This window comes from Thermoplasmataceae archaeon (assembly GCA_038729425.1).
Classification (GTDB): domain Archaea; phylum Thermoplasmatota; class Thermoplasmata; order Thermoplasmatales; family Thermoplasmataceae; genus B-DKE.
The window spans coordinates 137,192-160,522 of the sequence record JAVYSB010000003.1; the positions used below are offsets into that span (position 1 = coordinate 137,192).

The 23,331-nt window shown below is 45.1% G+C and carries 20 protein-coding genes; 9 read left to right on the forward strand and 11 right to left on the reverse strand.

All coding sequences use genetic code 11. The annotated features are described in order from the left end of the window. The coding region (gene pyrG / locus QW597_04020) for a CTP synthase (glutamine hydrolyzing) (protein MEM0155753.1) at window positions 1-1,604 on the reverse strand (1,604 nt) is incomplete at its 3' end. A 275-nt stretch (window positions 1,605-1,879) separates the two neighbouring features. Here pyrG and QW597_04025 point away from each other — a divergent pair. Continuing rightward, window positions 1,880-2,410, forward strand: a complete 531-nt coding sequence (locus QW597_04025; protein ID MEM0155754.1) for a DUF367 family protein — start codon at window positions 1,880-1,882, stop codon at window positions 2,408-2,410. Window positions 2,411-2,418: 8 nt separating this feature from the next. On the opposite strand, the gene QW597_04030 is transcribed toward QW597_04025, so the two are convergent. From QW597_04030 to QW597_04045, 4 genes are all read right to left on the reverse strand, one after another. Beyond that, on the reverse strand, window positions 2,419-3,837 hold the full coding sequence (locus QW597_04030; protein MEM0155755.1) for a metal-binding protein: 1,419 nt from the start codon (window positions 3,835-3,837) through the stop codon (window positions 2,419-2,421). Beyond that, complete coding sequence (locus QW597_04035; GenBank protein ID MEM0155756.1) at window positions 3,838-4,866, reverse strand: DUF1611 domain-containing protein; 1,029 nt, start codon at window positions 4,864-4,866, stop codon at window positions 3,838-3,840. Continuing rightward, complete coding sequence (locus tag QW597_04040) at window positions 4,851-5,819, reverse strand: pyridoxal-phosphate dependent enzyme (protein ID MEM0155757.1); 969 nt, start codon at window positions 5,817-5,819, stop codon at window positions 4,851-4,853. Before QW597_04040 ends, QW597_04035 begins: the two co-directional genes overlap by 16 nt. Before the next feature lie 163 nt (window positions 5,820-5,982). Then, window positions 5,983-6,774 carry a D-aminoacyl-tRNA deacylase gene (locus QW597_04045; protein MEM0155758.1) on the reverse strand — a complete coding sequence of 264 codons (792 nt, stop codon included), beginning with the start codon at window positions 6,772-6,774 and terminating at the stop codon, window positions 5,983-5,985. A 484-nt stretch (window positions 6,775-7,258) separates the two neighbouring features. Here QW597_04045 and QW597_04050 point away from each other — a divergent pair, with 484 nt between their 5' ends. Together QW597_04050 and QW597_04055 are read left to right on the forward strand one after the other, a co-directional pair. Further along, entirely contained in the window at window positions 7,259-9,649 is a 2,391-nt protein-coding gene (locus QW597_04050) for a valine--tRNA ligase (protein ID MEM0155759.1), read from the forward strand. Between the two features lie 104 nt (window positions 9,650-9,753). Continuing rightward, entirely contained in the window at window positions 9,754-10,287 is a 534-nt protein-coding gene (locus QW597_04055; protein ID MEM0155760.1) for a hypothetical protein, read from the forward strand. Here QW597_04055 and glnA read toward each other — a convergent pair whose 3' ends face one another. Continuing rightward, window positions 10,288-11,622, reverse strand: coding sequence for a type I glutamate--ammonia ligase (glnA, locus tag QW597_04060; GenBank protein ID MEM0155761.1), 1,335 nt, complete (start codon window positions 11,620-11,622; stop codon window positions 10,288-10,290). Between the two features lie 56 nt (window positions 11,623-11,678). After that, the gene (locus QW597_04065; protein ID MEM0155762.1) at window positions 11,679-12,224 is read right to left on the reverse strand and encodes an inorganic diphosphatase; all 546 of its coding nucleotides are present in this window, start codon (window positions 12,222-12,224) and stop codon (window positions 11,679-11,681) included. A 138-nt stretch (window positions 12,225-12,362) separates the two neighbouring features. Here QW597_04065 and QW597_04070 point away from each other — a divergent pair, with 138 nt between their 5' ends. Further along, window positions 12,363-13,376 carry a kinase gene (locus QW597_04070; protein MEM0155763.1) on the forward strand — a complete coding sequence of 338 codons (1,014 nt, stop codon included), beginning with the start codon at window positions 12,363-12,365 and terminating at the stop codon, window positions 13,374-13,376. Window position 13,377: 1 nt separating this feature from the next. On the opposite strand, the gene QW597_04075 is transcribed toward QW597_04070, so the two are convergent. Together QW597_04075 and QW597_04080 are read right to left on the reverse strand one after the other, a co-directional pair. Then, a complete protein-coding gene (locus QW597_04075) occupies window positions 13,378-13,833 on the reverse strand; it encodes an NUDIX domain-containing protein (GenBank protein ID MEM0155764.1) in 456 nt (151 codons plus the stop codon). A gap of 14 nt (window positions 13,834-13,847) precedes the next feature. Further along, window positions 13,848-14,135, reverse strand: coding sequence for a DUF1805 domain-containing protein (locus QW597_04080; GenBank protein MEM0155765.1), 288 nt, complete (start codon window positions 14,133-14,135; stop codon window positions 13,848-13,850). A 504-nt stretch (window positions 14,136-14,639) separates the two neighbouring features. Here QW597_04080 and thsB point away from each other — a divergent pair. The 3 genes from thsB (at window position 14,640) to twy1 (ending at window position 18,715) form a co-directional block, all read left to right on the forward strand. After that, window positions 14,640-16,268 (forward strand): thermosome subunit beta, encoded by a 1,629-nt coding sequence (gene thsB, locus QW597_04085; GenBank protein MEM0155766.1) that lies wholly within the window; start codon window positions 14,640-14,642, stop codon window positions 16,266-16,268. Window positions 16,269-16,339: 71 nt separating this feature from the next. Further along, the gene (locus QW597_04090) at window positions 16,340-17,650 is read left to right on the forward strand and encodes an FAD-dependent oxidoreductase (protein ID MEM0155767.1); all 1,311 of its coding nucleotides are present in this window, start codon (window positions 16,340-16,342) and stop codon (window positions 17,648-17,650) included. 84 nt (window positions 17,651-17,734) lie between these two features. Then, complete coding sequence (gene twy1 / locus QW597_04095; protein MEM0155768.1) at window positions 17,735-18,715, forward strand: 4-demethylwyosine synthase TYW1; 981 nt, start codon at window positions 17,735-17,737, stop codon at window positions 18,713-18,715. A gap of 5 nt (window positions 18,716-18,720) precedes the next feature. Here twy1 and QW597_04100 read toward each other — a convergent pair whose 3' ends face one another. Continuing rightward, a complete protein-coding gene (locus tag QW597_04100; GenBank protein MEM0155769.1) occupies window positions 18,721-19,026 on the reverse strand; it encodes a DUF2175 family protein in 306 nt (101 codons plus the stop codon). Between the two features lie 108 nt (window positions 19,027-19,134). Here QW597_04100 and QW597_04105 point away from each other — a divergent pair, with 108 nt between their 5' ends. Next, window positions 19,135-20,322, forward strand: coding sequence for an acyl-CoA dehydrogenase family protein (locus QW597_04105; GenBank protein MEM0155770.1), 1,188 nt, complete (start codon window positions 19,135-19,137; stop codon window positions 20,320-20,322). Between the two features lie 2 nt (window positions 20,323-20,324). On the opposite strand, the gene QW597_04110 is transcribed toward QW597_04105, so the two are convergent. Beyond that, the gene (locus tag QW597_04110) at window positions 20,325-21,863 is read right to left on the reverse strand and encodes an oligosaccharide flippase family protein (GenBank protein MEM0155771.1); all 1,539 of its coding nucleotides are present in this window, start codon (window positions 21,861-21,863) and stop codon (window positions 20,325-20,327) included. 175 nt (window positions 21,864-22,038) lie between these two features. Here QW597_04110 and QW597_04115 point away from each other — a divergent pair, with 175 nt between their 5' ends. Beyond that, window positions 22,039-23,325, forward strand: coding sequence for a replication factor C large subunit (locus QW597_04115; protein ID MEM0155772.1), 1,287 nt, complete (start codon window positions 22,039-22,041; stop codon window positions 23,323-23,325). Window positions 23,326-23,331: the final 6 nt, after the last annotated feature.

Below are 23,331 nucleotides of genomic sequence, written 5' to 3' on the forward strand. Positions count from 1 at the left end.
ATGCTACCGACCGTGCCGAGTTTCTTTTCCAGAGCCTTCTTGACTAGGTGAACATGGACCTTCGATGGTGAAAGTGGCCGGGATTTGAATTCGCTGTGATACTGTGTCGCAACAAAATTATCTCTGTCAGCAAGTTCAAGAATTTCCATCCGAATGCCATCGTCGTCGACGCCTGAAAATGTCATTCCTGCATCGGTAAGCGCTTTGATATATGATGGATTGACCTCAAATCTGTGTCTGTGTCTTTCCACTATCTTGCTGGATCTGTAAATGTTCATTGCAAGGGTTCCCTCTTTTATGTGAACCTGCTTTCCTCCAAGTCGCATTGTACCTCCCATAGACTTAACGTTTGCCTGCTCAGGAAGTATGTCGATCACGGGATAAGCGGTATTGAGATCAAATTCAGTGCTGTTGGCCCTATCTAGCTTCAGCACGTCGCGGGAAAACTCTATTACTGCAACCTGAAACCCAAGGCATATCCCAAGGAAAGGTATGTTCCTCTCCCTTGCTATCCTGGCCGCAGCAACCTTTCCCTCAATTCCCCTGTATCCAAAACCGCCTGGTATCAGAATCCCATCAGCATCGTCAAATATAGAAGGGTTGCCCGGCACCTCATCCGAGTCGACCCACTTGAGATTGACACCAATGCCGGTGGTGCCGCAAACATGCGAGAATGCTTCCTTGTGACTTATATACGCGTCGTGAAGCTGAATGTATTTTCCAACAATAGCTATGGTAACTGTGCTTTTTGGATTTCTCAGATTTTCCTTGTAGGCCCTCCAGCTATCCTCCGCCGGGACAAGCTTTAGGGAAAGCCTCTCTGCCAGGTGTTTTACAAGACCTTGTTTTTCCATTAGTTCTGGCAGGAAATACACGTTTGAAACGTCTGAAACGCTAATGATCCCGGTTTCCGGAACGTCCGTAAAAAGTGAGAGTTTCTTTATTGTATCATTATGCAGTGGTTTCTTTGTCCGGCAAAAAAGCAGATCCGGTTGGATCCCTATTTCCCTCAACTCCTTCACGCTGTGCTGTGTGGGTTTTGTTTTCTGCTCTTCCACTGGACCAATAGCTGGTATGAGCGTAACATGTCCAAAAAGCACGGATCCCTCTGGTTCTTCCCGCTTCAGTTGCCTCAACGCTTCAAGAAACGGCATTGATTCTATATCTCCTACAGTTCCACCAACCTCGATCATTACGACGTCGAAATCTCCCGATGCCGCAACATGCCGGATTCTGCGCTTGATTTCATTTGTAATGTGCGGAATAATCTGAACAGTGCTTCCCAGATAGTCTCCCCTTCTCTCCTTCTGGATTACTTCCATATACGTTTTACCCGTTGTAATATTGTTATCCCCATTTAGATCCGTGTCAAGAAAGCGTTCGTAATTACCAAGGTCCAGATCAACTTCGCTTCCGTCATTAAGGACAAAGACCTCTCCGTGCTGATAAGGATTCATCGTGCCAGCATCATAGTTAAGGTAAGGATCAATTTTCATAGCAGTAACTTTCAGCCCGTTTGACTTCAATAAGTAAGAAAGACTGGAGGTAATCGTGCCCTTTCCGAGCCCTGAAAGGACACCGCCAGTAATTACAATATATCGCATTATAGATAAGAAACATGGGACTAATTAATTTTTTCTCGCGGCTTCCATCTGGATCTGTTACCTATTATGATTGGCACATTGCATTACAGGAGAGTATTTTCACGCATTCCTGAGCAACATGGCTACTCTGAAATTTTATCTAGGGAGGATCGTAGGACCCATTGGAAATCAGTATTGTTTATGATTAGGAAAGACGCAAAGGTTCTTTTCGCTTTAATGTATTTCTATTTGCAGGAACTTGTAAACCCCATCTGCCTGAGAGGGAAAACTCTAACATGCCTCAAAGAATTGAACTGACATTTGTGTACCTGAGAGAGGACGACCCGTCAAAATCCACTATGAAGAAACTGGAACGATTTCACCTTGCAAGGAGAATCAACGGCAGAAATTTTGGCAGGAAAGTGACGCTGACTCCATATGCGGGCTCATATATCAGAAGAAATGACTCTGAGCTTGTATCAAGGTACGGCCTATGTGTGATTGACGGATCGTGGGCAAAGATAGAGGGGATAAAGAAATATAAAATAGAAAACGGCAGAAGAATCCCTGCCTTGCTGGCTGCAAATCCTGTTAATTTTGGCAAGCTTGAGATACTCTCCTCTGTGGAGGCACTGGCCGCTGCGCTTTTTATAATTGGTAACACGAATATTGCAGAAACTATTCTGAATAAATTCAAATGGGGACCGAATTTTCTGGTTCTAAACAGAAACCCTCTCCATGAATACTCGGAATGTAAGTCAGATGATGAAGTAAAAAGTGTAGAGTTGGAGTATTTTGCAACAAAAGAGAGCAAGAAAACTGGTTGAATTCTGCGTCATGTTTTCTCCGCCCATTCACCATTTCTGAGTTCAAAAATGCCTGAACTATATTGCGAGATAATTTTCATTATGCCATTCCTGAATTCAATTGGAATGAGTTGACCCGGACTCTTTTCCACATCCAGAAGGTGAATGCCCGTAACGTGACTCTTTGTTGGATTGCCGTGCTCAATAACCAGTTTCCTCAAGTATGCCATTTCGTCAGTGTCGAGGCGCATCCTGACTGATTCTACACGCTCCCTGAGGTCATCATCAGAAATTTTGCCATAGCAAATGTCGGCAGGATCCCCACCAGCACTATGCACAAACATAAGAATTCCGAGACATTTTGAACATTTCCCGCAAGGAACTATTTTTCCATTTTCATAGTGACATGAATGACAAGATCTCTGCAGGGAAAAGAGTTCCGGATACCTGTTGACAAGTATCCTTTCAACAACATTGCCAAAAACTGGGTATACCACTGATGTCAGTACAGCATTTATGCCAATCTTTTTGAGATAATCACTCATAATACGGTTGAAGTCAGTACTCTGATCGAAAACACCAAAATAATGCTTCATACCGTGAAAATCTGGCATGTCCCTAGGATCATCAAACTCATCCCCGAGCAATATAGTGGATATGCCATGATTTATGACAATGGGTAGTAGGGAGAAGACGTAAACCGGAAATATGAACAGTTGAATAGGGTATGTGTCTGCCCATCTTGTGATTGCCATTTGGTCAAGGATCCTCACCCGCCTCTGCATGAACTTGTAAAAGCGATCCACGTTTGACCATACCTTTACGGTGTCCGGAAAGTGACTGGAGAAATAATCGTATGATGTCTTCGCCGTTATCCAATGTCCGCCGGATTCGTTGAAGAAGAAAGAGAAGACCCGTGAACCTATCTCCTTCATCATTCCGTAGCTGAGGAGGCTTTCCTTGCCACCGGAAGATAGTACTACCGCATTTCCAGGCACAGGGTGGACATCGTATCGCTTTCTGGTGGTGCCAGCAATGAGAACCGTTATGCCGTCTGCATTGTGTTCATTGATATCCTCTTCTCCGGGAATATATTCTTTCCGGATGAATTCATATCTCCTGCGGCATATTTTGTTTATGAATATTTCCCTTGCATTGACCTTGAGAAAGGTTTCCAGAAGGCTCCTGTCCTCTTCTGTTATGGGGAAGTCGAGGTGAAGTTCTCTGGCAAAATATGTGAAATTTATCGCAGGCATTGTGAGGATGAGCCCTGCAATTCTTTCATCCAATTTCATTGATTCTGAATACGTGAAAATAATGGTAAACGATTCCGTCAAATTGTCAGACGTAACTGAGATTTTGCCTCTTATGCTCTTACCTGTGATCTCAGGCCTAGAGATCGAGATACGGTCAAAACTTATTACCCTTTCAGCATAGCTCTCGGGCATCTATCTCGCCAGGATCCTTGATATTACCTTATCAGTAGATCCCAGTGGATCAAAAACCGGGATGCCATAACGCTTTTCCAGGCGTAATATTTCTTCTTCGACCTGAGAATCCGTCAGATTCTCCCTGTTCAAGGAAATTGCAATAACTTTTCTGTCTGAAAGAAGTTCCAGTATGGTTATGTATTTTGAAAGATCGGGAATAGGAAAACTCTCGAAGCCGTCAAAAAAGTGCCTTGCTGGTGCGTGTTGGAGAATTATAGCATCGGGTCTGCACGCCCCAATGATCTCAAAACTTCCTGGATAAGCTGGATGCAGGACTGACCCCTGCCCTTCAATAAACATAAATTCTGGTTTCTCCTTTCTCCAAGCTTCCAGAGTTACGCTTTCCAAGCCGCCTGGAATAAAATCATTTATCATTGAATCTACAACTACAGTATATGGGAAACCCTGCATCCAGGATGTCTGCCCAGTTCCGATCATAACTGACTTTCTCCCGATGGCGTTAAGCTGGTTGTTAAGTATAATGGCAGTGGTTCTTTTTCCTATTGCGCTGTCAGTGCCCAATACCGCGATCCTGAAAGCTGATACCTCTGAGATCCCTCCAGTGAATGGATCCTTGCGATCCCTGAACATTTTCCTTACGTCGATAATACTGGATTTTGATTCTCCAGCAATCTTGGAAAATTCAGCGTCATCCGATATGAACTCGTGAAGTCCAGACACCACATCCATCCCAGACCTAAGGGCTTCAGCAATAAATGGTCTGTATTCATTTGGAAGGAACCCCCCGTCGGTTGCAGCTCCAACTATGAGCGTATCTGCACCTGTCTTCCTAGCTTCAGTGAGGGTTGAGATTATGGGGATGCCGTTATTCCTGCCGGTAAGAACAGCCCCGGCATCCTTTCCTGCGTATTTAGAGTCGATGACCGATACGATCCTGTATCTTTTGCTATACCGAATGAGACCGTTTGCTGTTTTCCCGTAGGTGGTTGAATATACCCCCTCAGCCAGAATTACTGCGTTACCCATAGTCTGTTTCGTCCGGTTATCACCAACACACACTCGCTGTCTCTGCCACGCTTAGACATTATACGAACTGCCGCAGCAAGCGTCGAAGCTGAAGCGGGGAGAGCCTGGACACTCTCTGTCATTTCTATCGTCCTAGCATACCTTATCATTTCCTCATCCGTGACGTATTCTGCGTATCCTTTGCTCCTGTATATGGCATTAAGTGCCTTCTGGCCGTCAAACGCTTTATAGGAAATAAGCGGTTCGTTGACCGAACTTTCCCTCAGTATGGATGGGTTAAGGTCAACAACGCGTTTGATCTGCCTTTTCCATGAGTACACTATCGGGTTACCGTTAGCTGTGCTTGAAGCTATTAGGGCAGGAAGTGAATCTATGGATCCATGGTTGTACATTTTTACAAATCCGTTGAATACGCCAGACAGCGTAGTGCCGTTTCCTACCGGAATTGCAAGATACTTCGGAGAATGCCCCAGCTGTTGTACGATCTCGTAGGCGATTTTCTCATATCCCATTATATCCAGATCAGAATTAGCGGACCCTGGGCTCGAGTCATACCAAGCGTTGTCATTGGCCATGTCACGCATTGCTGATACAGTGTCTTCATATTTTCCTGAAAGCTCAAGTACTTCAGACCCGTTTGCGAGAATCTCACCCGCACGTTCGTGTGAATAATCCTGCGGCATTGCTACGACCGAATTCAACCCATAGAGTTTAGCATAATATGATATAGATGCTCCGTAGTTTCCACAGGTTGCCAGCGATATAGTTCTGTATCCCAGCCTCTTAGCCCTGAGCACATGCAACTTGGAAATCCTGTCTTTCTGCGAACCTGTTGCGTTTGCCCCTTCGAACTTGATAAAAAATTTCTTGAGGCGCAGGTTCCTCTCTAGGTTTACAGCCCTTAAGAAGGGCGTTGAACCTGGCGGTTCTTCCTCTTCACAAAACTCTTCCATTTTGTTTCACCAAGAACGTAAGTTCTTGTAATTGGGGTAGATACAGTGAGTATTTAAAGGTTTAGTGATAAATCACAGAAAAAATTTCGCTCGCCGGAGCTAAGTTTTAAAGGGGCTATATGTATACTACAATTAGTATATATGTGTAATAATATTCATATATTTATATTTCAATTATTTCCAGGTTCTGATCCCTGGCTATACTGGAAACCATTTCCCTGATGTTTGCTTTCATGCCCTTTCGATCCATGATAAACCCGGCACATTCTGGCGTCATGGATACAGCCTGCCTGATTATATCGGAATTTACTACTTCGCTCTGATATTTGGGAATCATATGCCCAATGTTGACATTATTTTCCAGCGCATAGGTTGTTATCTTAGGCATGTAGTGCCCCCCTCCAATACCTACGTAGTTCCTGAATTTGTTTCCCCGCCTTTGAAGAATCGAGTCACATACTGCTTTCAGCGCGCCACGATCTTCCCACTGATCCTTGGTCGTGCCAATCTCTACGAAATAATTCGGGGTTCTAATAAAAGGTCCGTGATGTGTTGCCTCAAAGGTCACGGAAAATGCGTTTCCTTTGTAGTTATTTCTTATATTCCTTAACGCTTCGGTCATTGCAATGGGATCTGTCATGGAGAGCATTCCCGGGGATCCACCGAGCTGTGCATCGCCGAAATTTCCTGTTGGATGGACGGTAAGTGACTTTATGTCGGCGGCCGAGGAATGTTTGGAAAGAATGATTATGCCGGTAGAATTTCCTGATCTCTTAGCATCTTCATCCATACCCTCATAATAGAGGTGTTTCTGTTCGATGAACTTGAGAAGGAAATCGCTCATTATAAATTCATCAGTTACGCTTTCTTTTGGCATAAAATTATAATTCCGAACCAGGAAATCGCCCATAGAAGAACTGGCCGGGTCCTCTTTCGAGGCAATGATCAGGGTCACAAGAGGATATGTACTTAACCTTAATATTTCTTGACTGTCTCCTTTGAAATACATAAAATACTCTGAAATTAAGACTAATGTACACTATTTTCCTTATTTACGAGGGTTGACTGTAAGTAGATTAAATAAAGTTCCTCTGGGCATTTTAATATTAACTAATCGACGAAAGGAGATGGTAATGTCCGCAACTATGGTTGTCGAGTTCACCGTATGGCTGAACTTTCAGGACCGGTCTACAGTTGTATATTCTCTCTGATTTTCATCTGGGCTATTTGCTCTATCAATTCTTACTCTGCTTTTTTAGAGAAACTACCTGTTCTATCTCTAATATTATCCATAAATTTTCAACCTGAATGATGTTGCAAGAGCAGAAAGGGCCTTTTTATTGACGGAATAGTAAAATAGGCCATGGAATATGCAGAACTGACTTGCTTTTCGGAGTCGCCACTGAAAAAGTTCATTATGCATTTATGATAACCACCTGATGGATCTGGACATTGCCTCCATGGAAGCAAAATGGAGAAAGGTGTGGGAAAATTCAGAGGTATATTCATACAAATTCAGGGAAGATTACAAAAAGAGAAAATTTTACTGGATTGATACGCCACCACCCACGGTAAGCGGGAAGATGCACATGGGGCATGCCTTTTCCTATACACATCAGGACATAATTGCAAGATACAGAAGAATGAAAGGATACACAGTCTTCTATCCGTGGGGATTTGACGACAATGGCCTCCCAACTGAGAGATTTACAGAAAAGACCATTGGCATGAGAGCTGAAAAAATGCCCCTTGGAGAGTTTATCGAAGCTGCAAAGAGGGTGAGTCTTGACTCTGAGAAGAGACTTCTGGATTCCTTCTCAAGGATCGGCCTTAGTGCCGATTTCAGGAACTATTATACTTCAGTTTCAGATGATTCCAAGAGAATTTCACAGAGAATGTTTCTTGACCTTGTAAAAAAAGGACGTTCCTATAGGAAAGAGGGTGCAATAATATACTGCACAACATGCCACACAGCAATATCGCAGATCGAAATGAAGGATGCTGAGGTAACGACCGATTTTGTCTATATAAGATTCAGAACCGATGCTGGACCCATGGTTGTCGCCACCACAAGACCTGAAATGTTGGCTTCATGTGTTGCGATATTCGTAAATCAAGCAGACGGAAGATTCTCTGCTTTCGTTGGAAAAGAAGCTACCGTGCCTTTATACGGCCAGAAAGTGAGAATTTACGCAGATGATGCTGTGGATATGAACAAAGGTACCGGTGCCGAAATGGTCTGCACTTTTGGGGACCAGAATGACCTTGAACTGTGGAAAAAATATAATTTCGGCCTCAGAATCATTGTGAGGAACGATGGCCGAATTGAAGATTCCGGGCTGCTTAATGGGCTAACAGTCCAGGAAGCAAGGAAGAAGATCATGGGCGTCCTGCAATCCGAGGGGCTGGTCGAGAAGATTGAACGGGTGAAGCATTCCGTCAACACCCATGAAAGATGCGGAACTCCAATTGAAATTTCCATCGGGAAGCAGTGGTTTGTGCGGTACCTGGACATGAAAGACCAGCTAATTGAAGCTGGCAGGAAGGTTAAATGGCACCCTGATCACATGAGAATCAGGTATGAGACGTGGGTAAACGGCCTGAAATGGGACTGGTGTATTTCAAGGCAGAGATTCTACGGTGTTCCGTTCCCCGTATGGTACTGCAAAAGGTGCGGCGAGACCATATTTGCCAATGAGGATATGCTACCAGTTGATCCTAGACTCGGATATTCCGGATTAAGATGCCATAAGTGTGGATCCGAAGACCTGCAGCCGGAGACCGACATAATGGATACATGGGCAACATCATCGCTCTCGCCAAGGCTTTCTACGGAGAAAGATGGTGTATTTGACATGATAGACGAAATGGACATAAGATTTCAGGGGCATGACATTATCACGGCCTGGGCCTTCACAACCATGGTCAGGTCTCTAATACATGACTCCAGAATACCCTGGAGCAACATCTATGTCAGCGGTAATGTAAATGACCCTTATGGACAGAAGATGAGCAAAAGTAAGGGAAATATCTCCGAGCCGGAAGATTTCATATCTCAATTCGGGGCAGATGCTGTAAGGTACTGGAGTTCGACGGCACTGCCGGGAGAAGATATTAAGATTAAGGAACAGGAATATGTAAGGGGGAAGAGAACGGTAATCAAGCTACACAATGCTACCAAGCTTGTCAGGATGCTGTCTGGAGAAATTGGCGGAACAGACTTTTCCTACCCAATATATCCGGTGAACCGGTGGATAATCTCGAAGATTTCAGATGTTGCGAAGAGTGTGGGGGATTATCTGAATCAATATGAGATCGCTAAGGCGAGGTCAATCTTGGACGATTTCTTCTGGAACGTATTCTGCGACAACTATCTTGAGATCATAAAGGGAAGACTAAATTCCATTACAAAGAATAATGGAGATATCCGTGAGATCGAGGATACTGTAAGGGTTGCAAGATATTCCATGTACGCAATCCTCAGGCTCTACGCACCTTTCATGCCTTACATCGCGGAAGAATCTTATCATGATCTTTCGGGACTACCGGAAGAAGTAAGCATTCACAACCAGTCCACCACGGATCTGGATCAATTGGAACCTTACCTTGATGAATCTGCAGAGTTTGATTACATTTCCGAAGTTTTGTCCAGGATAAGAGCCTTCAAGAGCTCTATGAAGCTTTCGCTTTCTGCGCCTCTTTCCCTAATCATACTTGGCGGAACAAGATCAACCATAGAGGCACACCAAGACATCATAAGAGATGTCATGAAGATCGACACTCTTAACGTCAAGGATTCTAACGAAATCACCGTTACCTTACCAGACTGATGGACGTGAATGATATACCGCCGTTACCAACCTATCAGGAAAAGCATAATAAGCGGTCCTTAGTTAACATGAACACCAATACCCAAGAATGCGGAGTATGAGGAATGAAGCTGCCAAATAGAAAGAGGATGCTGAAGATAGGGATTTCACTCCTGGTACTATCGATTGTTGTGTTTTCTGTCTCATCTTATTTTATAACGGACCATACGAGAAGCTACAATGAACAGCAAATTGCTGCGGGTGCGAGCAATCCATATCGCCTTTCCCTGGTCGGTGTTTCCCAGGGGGACGATCTGGAGTATTCCATTTCCGCGTCTGCACCCAGCGTAAACCTGACTGTGTTCTGGTCCTCTCCCAGTGGCCAGCATTTGAGCGATCAGAAACTCAGTTCAAATTCAACTGTTACTTCGGTTATTATCGCTCCTGAATCCGGAAATTGGACTTTGAGTGTTGTAAATAATGGAAGCACAACCGTCAATGCAACAATATCAATCGGTGACATCAGCTATTCATTGATTTATTCGGTGGTCATTGGCTTTGTCCTGCTCCCTGCTGGAATTGCATTTATCGCACTGTTCTTTTACGTAAGGCGCATCGAAAACAAGATGAAACAAAAAATGGAGAGGGAATTAAGATGATCACAATAGCGGAAGATAGCGATTTATTTCCCACTCGGTCACATATGACCTGAAACTGTCCCACTCTCTCTGTTTCACAGTAATGAAGTTGTCAAAGATATGCTCACCCAGAGTTTCCTTCATTATTTTACTGTTTCTAAAGTGGTGAAGTGCTTCCCCCAAGCTCTCTGGCATCGATACAATGCCTTCATTTGTTCTCTCTTCCTGTGTCATGTGGAAAATGTCCTTTTCTACGGGATCAGGGGGTTCAATTCTGTGATCTATCCCGTCAATCCCCATGGCAAGCATAGCAGCAAACTGCAGATAAGGATTTCCAGCGGAATCCGGGCATCTAAGCTCCATTCTCTTTCTCATTCCTTCACCTGCGGGTACCCTAACGAGTGCACTCCTGTTCTTGTTTGCCCATGATATGTAAACAGGCGCTTCATATCCAGGTATCAGCCTTTTATACGAGTTAACCCAGGAAGCCATTATGGCAGATGCTCCCTGTATGTTCTTGAGCAACCCGCCCATATAGTGCATTCCAAGATCACTGATCTCATATTTAGCACCCTTCTCATAGAAAAGGTTTACAGACTCATCGCTTGCCATGATGCTTTGGTGTACGTGCATTCCTGTTCCGTTCACGCCATTTATAGGCTTTGGCATGAACGTCGCGTAAAGGCCGTGCCTGAGGGCGACGTTTTTGATTATGTTCTTCAGCATAGCGACTCGGTCAGCCATAACCAGCGCCTTATCATAACGGAGATCTATCTCCTGCTGTCCGTAAGCCACCTCATGATGCGCTGCCTCTGGTCTGTAACCCATGGAATGAAGTATGAGCAGAATCTCCTGCCTTATCTCACTAGCCTTATCCATTGGGGTACTGTCAAAGTAACCTGCGTTATCACTGGGATTGTTCGTAGGGTTTCCATTCTGGTCCCTCCTGAAAATAAAGAACTCAAACTCAGGTCCAACAAAAAAGTCCATGTGCCGTTTCTGTATTTTTTCCACAACTTTCTCAAGCACATATCTGGGATCTCCCGGAAATCTTTCGCCCTTTGGTGTGATGATCTTGCAGATGAATCTTGCCGATTTGACATGATCCGGTGTTTCCGGTATGATGGAATATGTAGAAAGATCTGGTACTGCCCTCATATCAGATTCCTCAATCTGTGCATATCCAGCAACTGAACTCCCATCAAAGACAACTCCTTCACTCAGAGCGCTCTCAAACCTGTTCATAGGCACGGTGAGGGTTTTTACCATGCCGAGAATGTCCGTGAACTGCATCTGCAGAAACTTAATCTCATCCGCTTTTATCCGGCTCAGAACATCTTTTATAAGATCTTCCATGAGGAGTAATGGATTGATAAAGATAAAAAAGTTTAGTAATTATTATTGAATATTTTTCACTTCTTACCGTATTTCTTGTTGTACATGTCAATGGATTCAAGTATCTCCTTGACAGCCATGGCTTTATCTCCCCATCCGGTAACCTCGGTCTTCTTATTTTCCAGTCTCTTGTAGGTTGTGAAGAATTCTACGATTTCGTCTGCAAGATGTTTCGGGAGATCGTCGAGCTTCTGCACATTCTTGTAGTAAGGATCATCTTTAGCCACCGCGAGAATCTTATTGTCCACCTCTCCCTTGTCCAGCATTTTCATTATCGCAATTGGCCTGGATGCCACGATAGTTCCCGGAAACGTGGGCTGAGATATCAGAAGAAGCACATCCATTGGATCATTGTCGTAATATAACGTCTTGGGGATAAGCCCATAGTCCGTTGGATATACGACGGAGGAATGCAGGACGCGGTCCAGAACAATGCCTGGAAATTCTTTCGCGATCTCGTACTTATTCTTGGAACCCTTAGGGGTTTCCACTACGGTATAGAAAACCTCTGGTGGGTCAGGACCAACAGGAACCGAATGCCAGTAACTTCCGTTTTCTGCCATGCAACATTATTTGAGCAGAGCATATAAAGTAGTCTCCTCACGCATAATGCATCAGAAGACAGGCAGCATAGTTTGCTGACAGATAAATAAATTTCCCTGTATAAGCTTTTAAGTCTGTAGAGATTAACCACAGGTTCTATGTCACCAGTTCCTACGAGACTTGTATCTTACAGCCCGCTGAGAATCAGCTTCGGCGGTGGTGGCACTGATATCAGCCCCTTCATTGAAAAATACGGATCTGCTGTCCTGAACACTACCATAGACCGTGGCGTGATGGTCAGATATGTAAAGGATGATTTTCCACTTGAAATCTCGTCCAGAGACTTCGTCAAAAGCTACCTCATAAGTCATGAGCAGAGAACTGCAAAGAGCGTGTCCGAAAATATCATGAACCTTTTCGTTTCGAGAAAAATAGAGTCCGGAAGGGTTATAATGAACAGTGATGTCCCCCCCGGCTCTGGACTGGGTTCATCAAGTGCGCTTACCACAGCTGTAATTGGGCTGATTGATTCTCTCACTGGTAAAAGGAAGAGCCCCATTGAGCTTGCCAATGAATCTTTCCTGACCGAGAGAGACCTGCTAGGCGTTACCCTTGGAAGACAGGATCCCTATGCGATCTCTGTAGGAGGCTTCAAATTCATGGAATTTGACGGTGATAAGGTGAAGATTGAGAAATTCAATGCCGGAACATCTTTCCTGAATACGCTTGAAAATAGTATCCTTCTCGTATATACTGGCAAGACAAGGGAAAGTTCAGCTGCCCTTGCAGAACAAGTGGAAAAGGCAAAAATTGGGGAAGGGAATACGATTGCCAGACTCCTCTATTTGAAGGAGCTAGCATATGATATGAGAGATGCCGTCAGGCAGGAAGATGTCCATGCACTTGCTTCACTAATAAACAGAGGGTGGGAAATAAAAAAGTCCCTAGGAAAAAACGTATCAAATGACAGAATCGAAAGGATAGAGAAAAGAGCATTTGCCTCAGGTGCAGAGGCTGTAAGGCTCCTTGGAGGTGGCTCGCAGGGATTTGTTCTGGCGCTTGCTAATGAGGGAAAACTTGAGAAATTGCAGGAGGCCATGGTGAAGTCGTCACGATTCGTTGTGAGGGTATCTTTTGATCCGATGGGAACGAGAGTGATCGACGGGCAGTGACTCAATCAAGCCCGAAATATTTCCTGATTATTCTATATGTCAGACCCCATATTACCCATCCTTCGTTTACGTATGCGGCGCCATGACTTTCAGGGCCAGATGAATATTCAAGATCCTTGATCCCTATCAGACGAACTTCCGCAACTTCATCTCCGGGACTGTAGGCCGGAAAATTTTCCAGGGAGAAAGCGATTGGGTAGATTGATATTTTGGGATTCGCCTTGCTGTGCATGATACCCATGCGGGCTGTAATCTGCCCTTCGTTTATACTTACAGAAGTTTCCTCAAGAGTCTCGCGGATAGCGGCCTCTTCCGGCGTCTCTCCTTTTTTAAGAAACCCTCCAGGCAGAGCTATATTTCCAGACCATGGGTCGTCTTCCCTGTCTTTCCTCTTTATGAAGAGTATTGATTTAGAATCCGTGATAAGAGATACAGCAGCAGATCCTGTACGTAGCAACTCTATTTCCTACCCTAAAGAAGTGAGATTATCTCGTCAACTTTCTGCCCTTCACTAAGACCCATTGACCGTGCTTTGCTTGTAACTCCAACCACATTGGCTTTAAGAAGTGTTTCCAGGTCTTTCACCCCTGTAACCCTCACAGCGGTATCGCCAAGTTTTTCAGCGGCTTCAAGATTGAGGTACCCGCACATTGCATATCCTTTCGTACCCCTCAGTATGAGTAGCGGCGCAGTCCCCACAGAGTAGGAGAAGAATTCATACTCTTTGCCCCTTATGTTTACAGTCTCGAACCTGAACATGTATTCCTTATTATTGATGAAGATAAAACCTTATCAGCATCTCCATGGATGTTACATCTGCGACAAGTTTAGCAGTGCTCAGCCGCTCAGTTGGGCTGGATTTAATAGTTTTCAGCCTCTATGCGTAATGCAGATCGCCAGGTCAATTCAGAAAATGCCTCATAGATTTGTGCGAAGTTATGCACATTCCGAAGTTGTTACTTCCAGCAAAGAGATAAATTGAATTTCTCAGTGACTTTACACTTTATTAAAAATACTTGGTCTCATCAAGCGCCGATATCAATTACATGACAATCTCATGTCTCATTTTTATAGTAAATGTGTCTAACAGCCATTCCGAACCACCTAATTTGAGATGGCTACACAACTGCTTTATTCATAATGCCTCATTCACTGACATTTCCAGATAAGCAGCTCAGCCATAAAAATATAGGTCGAGAGGGTTATGAAGAGAGATTAGCAATACTTATATAGAAGTTTATTTTTACTTACTCGGGATCATTAATGATAGGCGGACAACCAATATTTATACTTAGGGAAGGCACAAAGAGAGAATCCGGAAAGGATGCAATGCAAAATAACATTGAAGCTGCAAAGAGTATCGCCCGTTCAGTGAGAACCACACTTGGCCCGAGGGGAATGGACAAGATGCTGGTAGATTCACTCGGTGACATTGTCATAACCAATGACGGTGTGACTATTCTGAAGGAAATGGACGTTGAACACCCCGCGGCAAAGATGATGGTGGAAGTCTCCAAGACACAGGATAGTTATGTCGGTGACGGAACAACCACTGCAGTGGTGATTGCAGGCGCACTGCTTCAGGAAGCAGAAGGGTTGATCGCGCAGAACGTGCATCCTACTGTGATAGCTGAAGGCTACAGGATGGCAGCTGCAGAAGCCCAGAAGATACTTCAGGGATCGTCAAAACCAGTCAAGCCGGATGACAAGAAACTTCTGATGAAAATGGCGGGAACTTCGCTCAGCAGCAAGAGCGCTTCAGGAAGCAAAGAAATCCTTGACGAGATTTCATATGAAGCGGTTCACAAGGTTGCTGAGGTCCAAGACGGAAAAGTTTCGGTCGATTTTGATAATATACAGCTGGTGAAGAAACAGGGAGAAGATATAGACGCCACTGAACTCATAGACGGCATAATAGTTGACAAGGAGAAAGTCCACCCAGGAATGCCCGACTATGTGAAGAATGCAAAGATAGCCCTGATGAACGCAGCTCTTGAGATCAAGAAGCCAGAATTTGACACGAACATCAGGATTGATGACCCATCCATGATCCAGAAATTCCTCTCTCAGGAAGAAGATCTCCTGAAAGAAATGGTCAAAAAGGTTAAGGCAACCGGGGCCAATGTTCTGATAACCCAGAAAGGTATTGACGACCTGGCACAGCACTATCTTGCCAAGGAAGGTATATACGCCGTAAGAAGGGTGAAGAAGAGCGATGTTGAGAAACTTGCCAAGGCAACTGGCGCATCTATTGCTTCATCCATAGATGAGATAAGCGAAACCGATCTCGGAAAGGCCGATCTTGTTGAACAGAAGAAGATAGGTGAAGATTACCTGACGTTTGTAACAGGGTGCAGCAACCCCAAGGCAGTAAGCATACTTGTGAGAGGCGGAACTGAGCATGTTGTCGACGAGATTGAAAGATCCCTTACAGACTCGCTGCATGTTGTAGCTGTTGCCGTTGAAGACGGTGCATACGTATCCGGGGGAGGATCATCAGCTGCCGAGATCGCCTTCAGGCTCAGGGAATATGCATCAAAGGTCGGGGGAAGACAGCAGCTTGCCATTGAGAGATTCGCAAACGCCATGGAGGAGATCCCCAGAGCTCTTTCGGAAAATGCCGGCCTCGACCCCATAGACGTGCTCATAAAGATAAGAAGTAAGCACGCTGAGGGAAAGAAAACTTACGGAGTTAATGTCTTTTCAGGCGAAGTAGAGGATATGGATAAGGCTGGCGTAATAGAGCCGATCAGGGTGGGAAAACAGGCCATAGAGTCTGCAACAGAAGCTAGCGTGATGATACTGAGGATCGACGATGTCATTGCTACGAAATCAAAGGGCGGAGCTACTCCCCCAGCACCATCACCAGGTGGGGGAGCTGGCGAAGACTAAACTTATTCCAACTTTTTCTTTTTTTTTACGATTAGGGTCAAGATTAATTATTTCTTTTTCCATTTACATCCATGAAATTTGTTGTGATAGGCGGCGGGGCCGCCGGAATGTCTGCTGTCTCCAAGGCAAAGAGGCTTGACCGGAACATAGAGGCAACCGTAGTGGAGGGGGGATCTTATGTTTCATACGCTCAATGCGGTATTCCTTACTATATTGAAGGGTTGGTCAGAGACAGTTCGGAGCTTATTCACTATCCCATCACCGAGTTTACCGAAAAACGGGGAATAAAAATAGTAACCGGGAAGCGAGTAAGAAAAATTGACCGTACATTGAAGGAAATAGAGCTTTCAGACGGTTCAAGGCTGGCATATGACAAACTTCTTATAGCCACTGGAGTGCACCCGAAAGTGCCGGTAGAATTTGCGAATTCGGGCGCATTTGCCATTAGGTCGCTTGAAAGTGGCATTGAGGTCCATGATCGGATATCCACTGCGAGAACTGTTACTGTTATTGGAGATGGAGTCCTCGGGATGGAGCTGGCAGATTCACTGCAAAAGCGTGGCTTAAAGGTAAGGATTGTGTCGAAACACAGCAGGCCGTTGCAGGCCCTTGATAATGACATTGGTGGGGACTTCCTGAGTGAAATCTCATCCAAATTCAACTTTGAGTTCAACTCTTCACTCAAGGGGATAGAGAAGCTGGATCATTCCTACAGGATTACCACCGAGAAGGGAACGCATGAATCGGATGTTGTCATCTTCGCGACAGGCGTGCTGCCCAATAGTGAGATTGCTTCGCAGGCCGGGATAGAAGTCTCCAAGGGCGGTTTCATCAGAACCGATAAATTTCTCCGGACCTCAGATCCAGATATATTTGCCGCGGGTGACGTAGCTGAGTGCACGAACGTCGTGACAGGAAAACCTGGTAATTTCCCCCTTGCTCAGATCTCTAACAAAATGGGGAGGGTTGCAGGTGCCACAGTGGCCGGTGCTGTAACGGAATTTCCCGGATCTCTGGGTACAACCCTTCTCAAGATTCTGGATTATGAAATTGGATATACCGGACTTAATGAAAAGCAGGCATCCATGGACGGAATCGCCTGGTCCTCGACCTATATTAAAGCCCCCAGCAGAGCCAGATATTACCCGGGAGGCAGTGAAGTCCTAATGAAGATTGTCTATGAGAAAGGATCAGACAGGATTATCGGGGCACAGGTGATCTCTAAGGACGGTGGAGCGTGGAGATTGAATGTTCTTGCAACTGCCATACAGGCCAGATTCACCCTAGACGACCTATTTTTTGATGACATAGGCTATTCACCTCCATTTGACCCTGTCTGGGACCCTATCATAGTTGCAGCCAGCGTTGCAAAACGAATTTAATGGCTGGCTATATGAAGCAATCATGTCGAAATTGAAGCTGGATAATATAAAAAATAGTTAAATAGCCCGTACATTTATTGTGTCGTGGAAAACAGGTATGCCAGCGTCTACAGAAAGCAACATTACGGCCTGGTAGGTAAACATTCAGCAGTCAAGGTATGTCACTGGACCAAGAAAGAGCTGTCGGGCGAAGAGGGATGCTACAAGGGAACATTCTACGGCATAAAATCTCACCAATGTGTCCAGATGACTCCAGCATTAAATTCCTGCACGGAGAACTGTACGTTTTGCTGGAGGTTCCAGGGATTTGACAGCATGCACATTTCGGACGAGGATGATCCTGAGTTTATACTGGACGAAAGTATCAAAGCCCACATAAGACTCATTTCAGGCTTCAAGGGAAATTCAAAGGTTACAAAGGAGAAATGGGAGGAAGCCGTGAATCCTAAGCACATTGCCATTTCACTTACTGGAGAACCAACGCTATATTCGAGGCTTGGTGAGTTTATTGCGATCGCCAAGAAGCGCGGCATGACAACATTCCTCGTGACCAACGGAACCTTGCCCATGGTTCTTGAAAAACTGGACCCGCTTCCAACCCAGCTATATGTCACAGTCGCTGGCCCAACCAGAGAAGTCTTTAACGATGTGCTCAACCCCGCTATTGGAAATGCATGGGAAAATTTTAACCGGACACTCGATCTCCTGCCTTCACTTGATACCAGGATAGTCATAAGGCACACGCTGGTCAAGGACGTCAACATGCCATACTTGGATGAATATGCCGCTATGGATAAAAGAGCAGATCCGGACTTCATTGAGTGCAAGGGATATGTGCATGTGGGGCAGTCGCTGGCAAAGCTCACAATGGACAATATGCCATCTCATGACATGATACTTGACTTCTCAAAGTCTCTGGCTGATAAAGTAGGATACAAGTTCACTTCTGATCGCAGGGACAGCAGGGTTGCCCTCATAAGCAAGGACCCGCTGACGGCAAAGATAAATTTTGATGAGATATTCAACCCTACATTGGATGGGGAGAAAACAGTTGTCTTGGCATGATTATTTCAGAGCTTGGTGATAAGTGAGGTTGTTTCCCCAGCCGCTTTTTCTATGTCCTTGTACTTTACCCTCATTTCCTCTCTATACTCTTCTGATCCGGAAGTTCTCGCGTTGAGAAGGTTTAAGAGGTGTTCAAGTTCAGATTCAAGGACGCTGCTCAGAATCCTGAGCCTCGGTATCTTATCCTCCGATATCTCATCTCTCTTGTCGGCCACAAAACAGTCAAAATGCACTGCACCTTTTGCCGTGAATGTGAATTTTTCGCCAGTAACTACAGGTTTGCTGCAGGAGTAACATTTGAATTCCGCCATGGTTCCTTATTGCGAACTTGTATTAAATCAGTATCGTTATAATTCACTTCAACACCATTTTTCTCCATAACAAAATTATACGCTCTCGTTATTGTGATAGCGATTATAATGGATTTTAGTTTCAATGAAGATCAGGAAAACCTAAGATGGTCCGTGAGGGAGTTTGCATCAAGAGAGATCGCACCAAGGATCAAGGGGATGATCAAGGAAAGGAGAATACCAGATGAAGTGTTCAAAGGCCTTGCCAGGATGAATTTACTTGGCATGACTGCATCAGAGGAGTATGGTGGGCTTGGAGCTGACGCCATGACCACCGGAATAGCGGCAGAGGAAATAGCGAGAGCTGATCCCACAATGTCAATACCTGTAATGTTTCTCGTTGATAATGCTTGGGCAAACCTCATAAATAAATATGGAACCGATGAACTCAAATCTGAGCTGCTGCCAAAAGTTGCCCAGGGCAAGGAAATAGTCGGGATTGCTTCCACCGAGCCGAATTATGGATCCGATATAGGATCGATGAAGACAGTTGCCAGGAAGGACGGAAACGAATACGTTCTTGAAGGAGAAAAATCTTTCATATCCCTGGTCAGGGACATCAAGGAGAGGGGTGGAGGATACGTCACGGTCGCCAAAACAGATCCAGGGAAGGGGACCGGAGGAGTCTCACTGTTTTTCCTTCCTTATAGTGAAAATCTAGAAATTTCTTATCTGGAGGAAATGGGCAGGGAAGGATCCTCGTGGGGTACCTTCAGGTTTTCTGGCATCAGACTCCCGCCAAAATACCTCCTTGGGAAGGAGAATGGTGGATTCAAGATTGTTCACGAGGGTTTTGAGTTTGCGAGGGGGCTCATAGCGGTGATAAGCGCTGGAGCAGCCTTGAAATCGATTGACAATGGCGTGGAATACATGAAGACCAGAGAGGCGTTCGGCAGCGAGATTGCGAGGTTCCAGGGACTTCAGTTCCAGGTCGCAGATGATGTTGCAAAGATGGATGCTGCCCTTACAATGGGATACAGGGCCCTATGGACATATGACCAGGAACAGAAATTCGGGAAATTCAGCAGGTTCCAGGTTAGCCGTCAGATCGCTGTGGCAAAACTTATCTCAACCACATGGGCATTTGATGCCATAAGTGATGCCCTTCAGTGGCAGGGGGCGTATGGATACTCTAAGGACTGCCCTGAGGAGTGGGCACTCAGGGGAGTAAGGTCATTCCAGCTGGCTGAAGGATCCAGAGAAATCATGAAGATGATAATTGCCAGGGAAACAATAGGAAAGGAATATCTGAGGTAACCCTAATTTTCTCTTGATCTCTCATCCTTCAATCTTCCGCCAATTTTCATGGGGTTAAGGCCTTTGGCAAAGAGGATCAGGTCCTTTAGGGAGATCTCTCTCATCATGACGGCTACCCCGGTAAAAAGCGCAATTCCCGCGATGGAGGCGGGGAGCAGTATTAGTATGTCCTTTACGCTTGTGATCATTTCCACTGTGACCAGAAAAGCAACCTCTATCGCTGCTGGAATAAGGTGTTTTACGAGATGAACATTGAACCCAGCGCCATGAGATCTGTACAGCAAGGTCTGAAGGATCACATAATTCGCCAAGGTTACGATCAGTGAACTCACTGCCGCACCGTTTACACCTAGGGAGAATATTCTCGTTCCAAACAGAATTGGCGGAACCAAGATAAAGTTCAGGACAATGTTAGCCGAAACCGATGCCAGAGAAAGAATGCCGAGGGTGGGGGTCTTGCCCCTGGCCACAAGCGCTGAGGAGTATGGGGCAAGCGTTACGGAGAAGTAGGTATTCACGGCAAGGATGGCAAGGATGGCTGAATACCGGATATAGGAAGCGCTGAATAGATTCACTATATCTACCGAGTAAACGATGAACAGGACAACAAATGGGAGAGTAAATATGGAGATGAACCGTTCATATTCCTTCACAGATGAGGAAAAATTCTCTCTCGACCCACGTGAATGTATTCTGGAAAGCATCGGGAGAAAGAATACTGTCACTGTTCCCGATAGAGTGCTTATCAGCGCCACGATCTTCTGGTCAGCGTAGAAAGCTCCAGTGGCAGTCGCCTGCCAGAAGAACTGTATGATAACTTTGTCGATGTTTCCATTCACTGTGCCGATCACGGCAGAAAAAGCCAACGGAAGCGCTAATATACCGTATCTCCTGAGCGCTGAGAAACTCGGTCTGCCTATTCTCCACGGACGTCCCAGATAGAAAGAGAGCAGGAAGTAGATGGAATAAGTGAAGCTATACGTGAGAGAGAGTTCGATGGCACCGTTTATGGACTCATGCCCGGGAAGATTGAAGTAAAATGCGAGCCCAAGAAAAATGAAGATGGAGTTCCTCAGAACCGCTTCAATCATTGAAGGTAAGGCTATCCTGCTCGCGGAGAGTTTCGCCTGGTAGAATGAGTTCGTGAACCCCACCAAACTGTTGAAAAAATAGTAGGGTACTAGAGCAATTATGGCCCAGTATTCAACTGGACTCTCAAAACCCCTGTGCAGAATATCTGTCCAGACAAACAGAACGGAGAGCGTGAGAACTACAAACAGAATGCCAAGGGATAATTTTATCGCAAGAAATGTTCCGGTGTTTTCAGCTACATTTTCTCCCTCTGATTGCAGTTTCGTATTGGCCGTGGTAAAACCAAGATCCATTATGAGCGAGGTGGTGCCAGCAAAGCCCATGGCAAAGGCAAGGAATCCATAGTCCTGAACACCAATAAACCGGGTTATGAAAAACAGTCCCACGTACCCGAATATAGCCCCTATGAAATTCTGGAACACCAAGACTGCCGATCTCTGACTGAACAACTGGAGGTCATTGTAAACTGGAAAAATAAATATTGCCCCGAAATCCTCCGGGATGTAACTAGTTCAAGGTGTTGTTACTTTGAATGGTTTACCTGCTTTAAATATATAATTCAGTTTATGCTGTCACATTAGAGAAGGGAAAACATCTTAATTCAGGGTCTCATCTCATGCCACCATGCCTTGGGTTGAGAAGTACCGCCCCAGATCGCTCAATGATCTTATAGTGAGCGATGAAATCCTTTCGCAATTAAGCAAGTGGGTAGACTCCTGGAAGGACGGGGTACCGACAAAGCCAGCCCTGATACTCCATGGCAAACCTGGTATGGGAAAAACATCCTGCGCGTATGCCATAGCTGAGCATTCCGGCTGGAAGGTCGTTGAAATGAATGCTTCAGAACAGAGAAACAGGGATAGCGTGAGGAGGGTTGCACTTATGGCATCCCTTTATTCGGATATTACAGGGTTTGAAACCGGGACTGAAAAAAGGAAACTCATCCTTGTGGACGAGGCAGATAATATGTTCGAATCGCGATCTTCTTCGACAGGCGGTGACGCAGGTGGGACAGGAGAACTCGCAAGGGTAGTTCGGGAAACCATGAATCCTATTATCATTACCATGAACGACTTTTATGAGTTCAGGCGGAGAGGACAGAACAGGGAGATAGCTGACAATTCAACGGTCATTGATTTCTCTCCATACAAGAGAAAGAACACCAATGAATACAAACAATTTCGCCTTAAACTCATGAAGCGCATAAGGTTCATACTTGACAGCGAAAGGGTTTCGCTCCCACAAAAACTGATTAATGACATTTTGGACCGGGATAACATGGATCTAAGGAGTGTGATAAACGATCTTGAATCCTTTTCCGGAGGTGTGGACAGCACGACCTCAGATTTCGAGATTTCCGTTAGGGACAGAACTGAGACACCCTTCAATATAATGATGTCGACCTTCAGGGCAATGAGCTATGATGATGTCCTTGATGCTTTGCTGGATAAGGAGGGTGACTTCACCACCGAGGATTACATGATGTGGATAGACAAGAACCTCCCAGAAGAAGCAAAGGAATTTGAGGACCTTTCCATGGCATTTGATCTCCTGTCACTCGCGGATGTGTTTATAGGAAGAGTGCTGAAAAAGCAGCATTATGCTTTCAAGCGGTATTCTGAGGAACTGGCCGCAGGAATGATGACACGAATTGAAAAGAGGAACAGGAGCTTTGTCAAGTACCAGTTTCCGTCATACATCACTACGATGGCCAGGACGCGGGGATCAAGGCTAAGCAGAAATTCACTGGCGACCAAGCTTGGAAGATTAACGCATTCCAGTTCTTCCACTGCGATGGATTATATGTGGTTCTTCTCATACATATCAAAGAAACAGAAAAAGAATTTTTCAAAGACAGCAGACAGGATCGTAATCTCTGACAAGGAGGAGGAAATCCTGAAAAAAGGATGAAGTGTT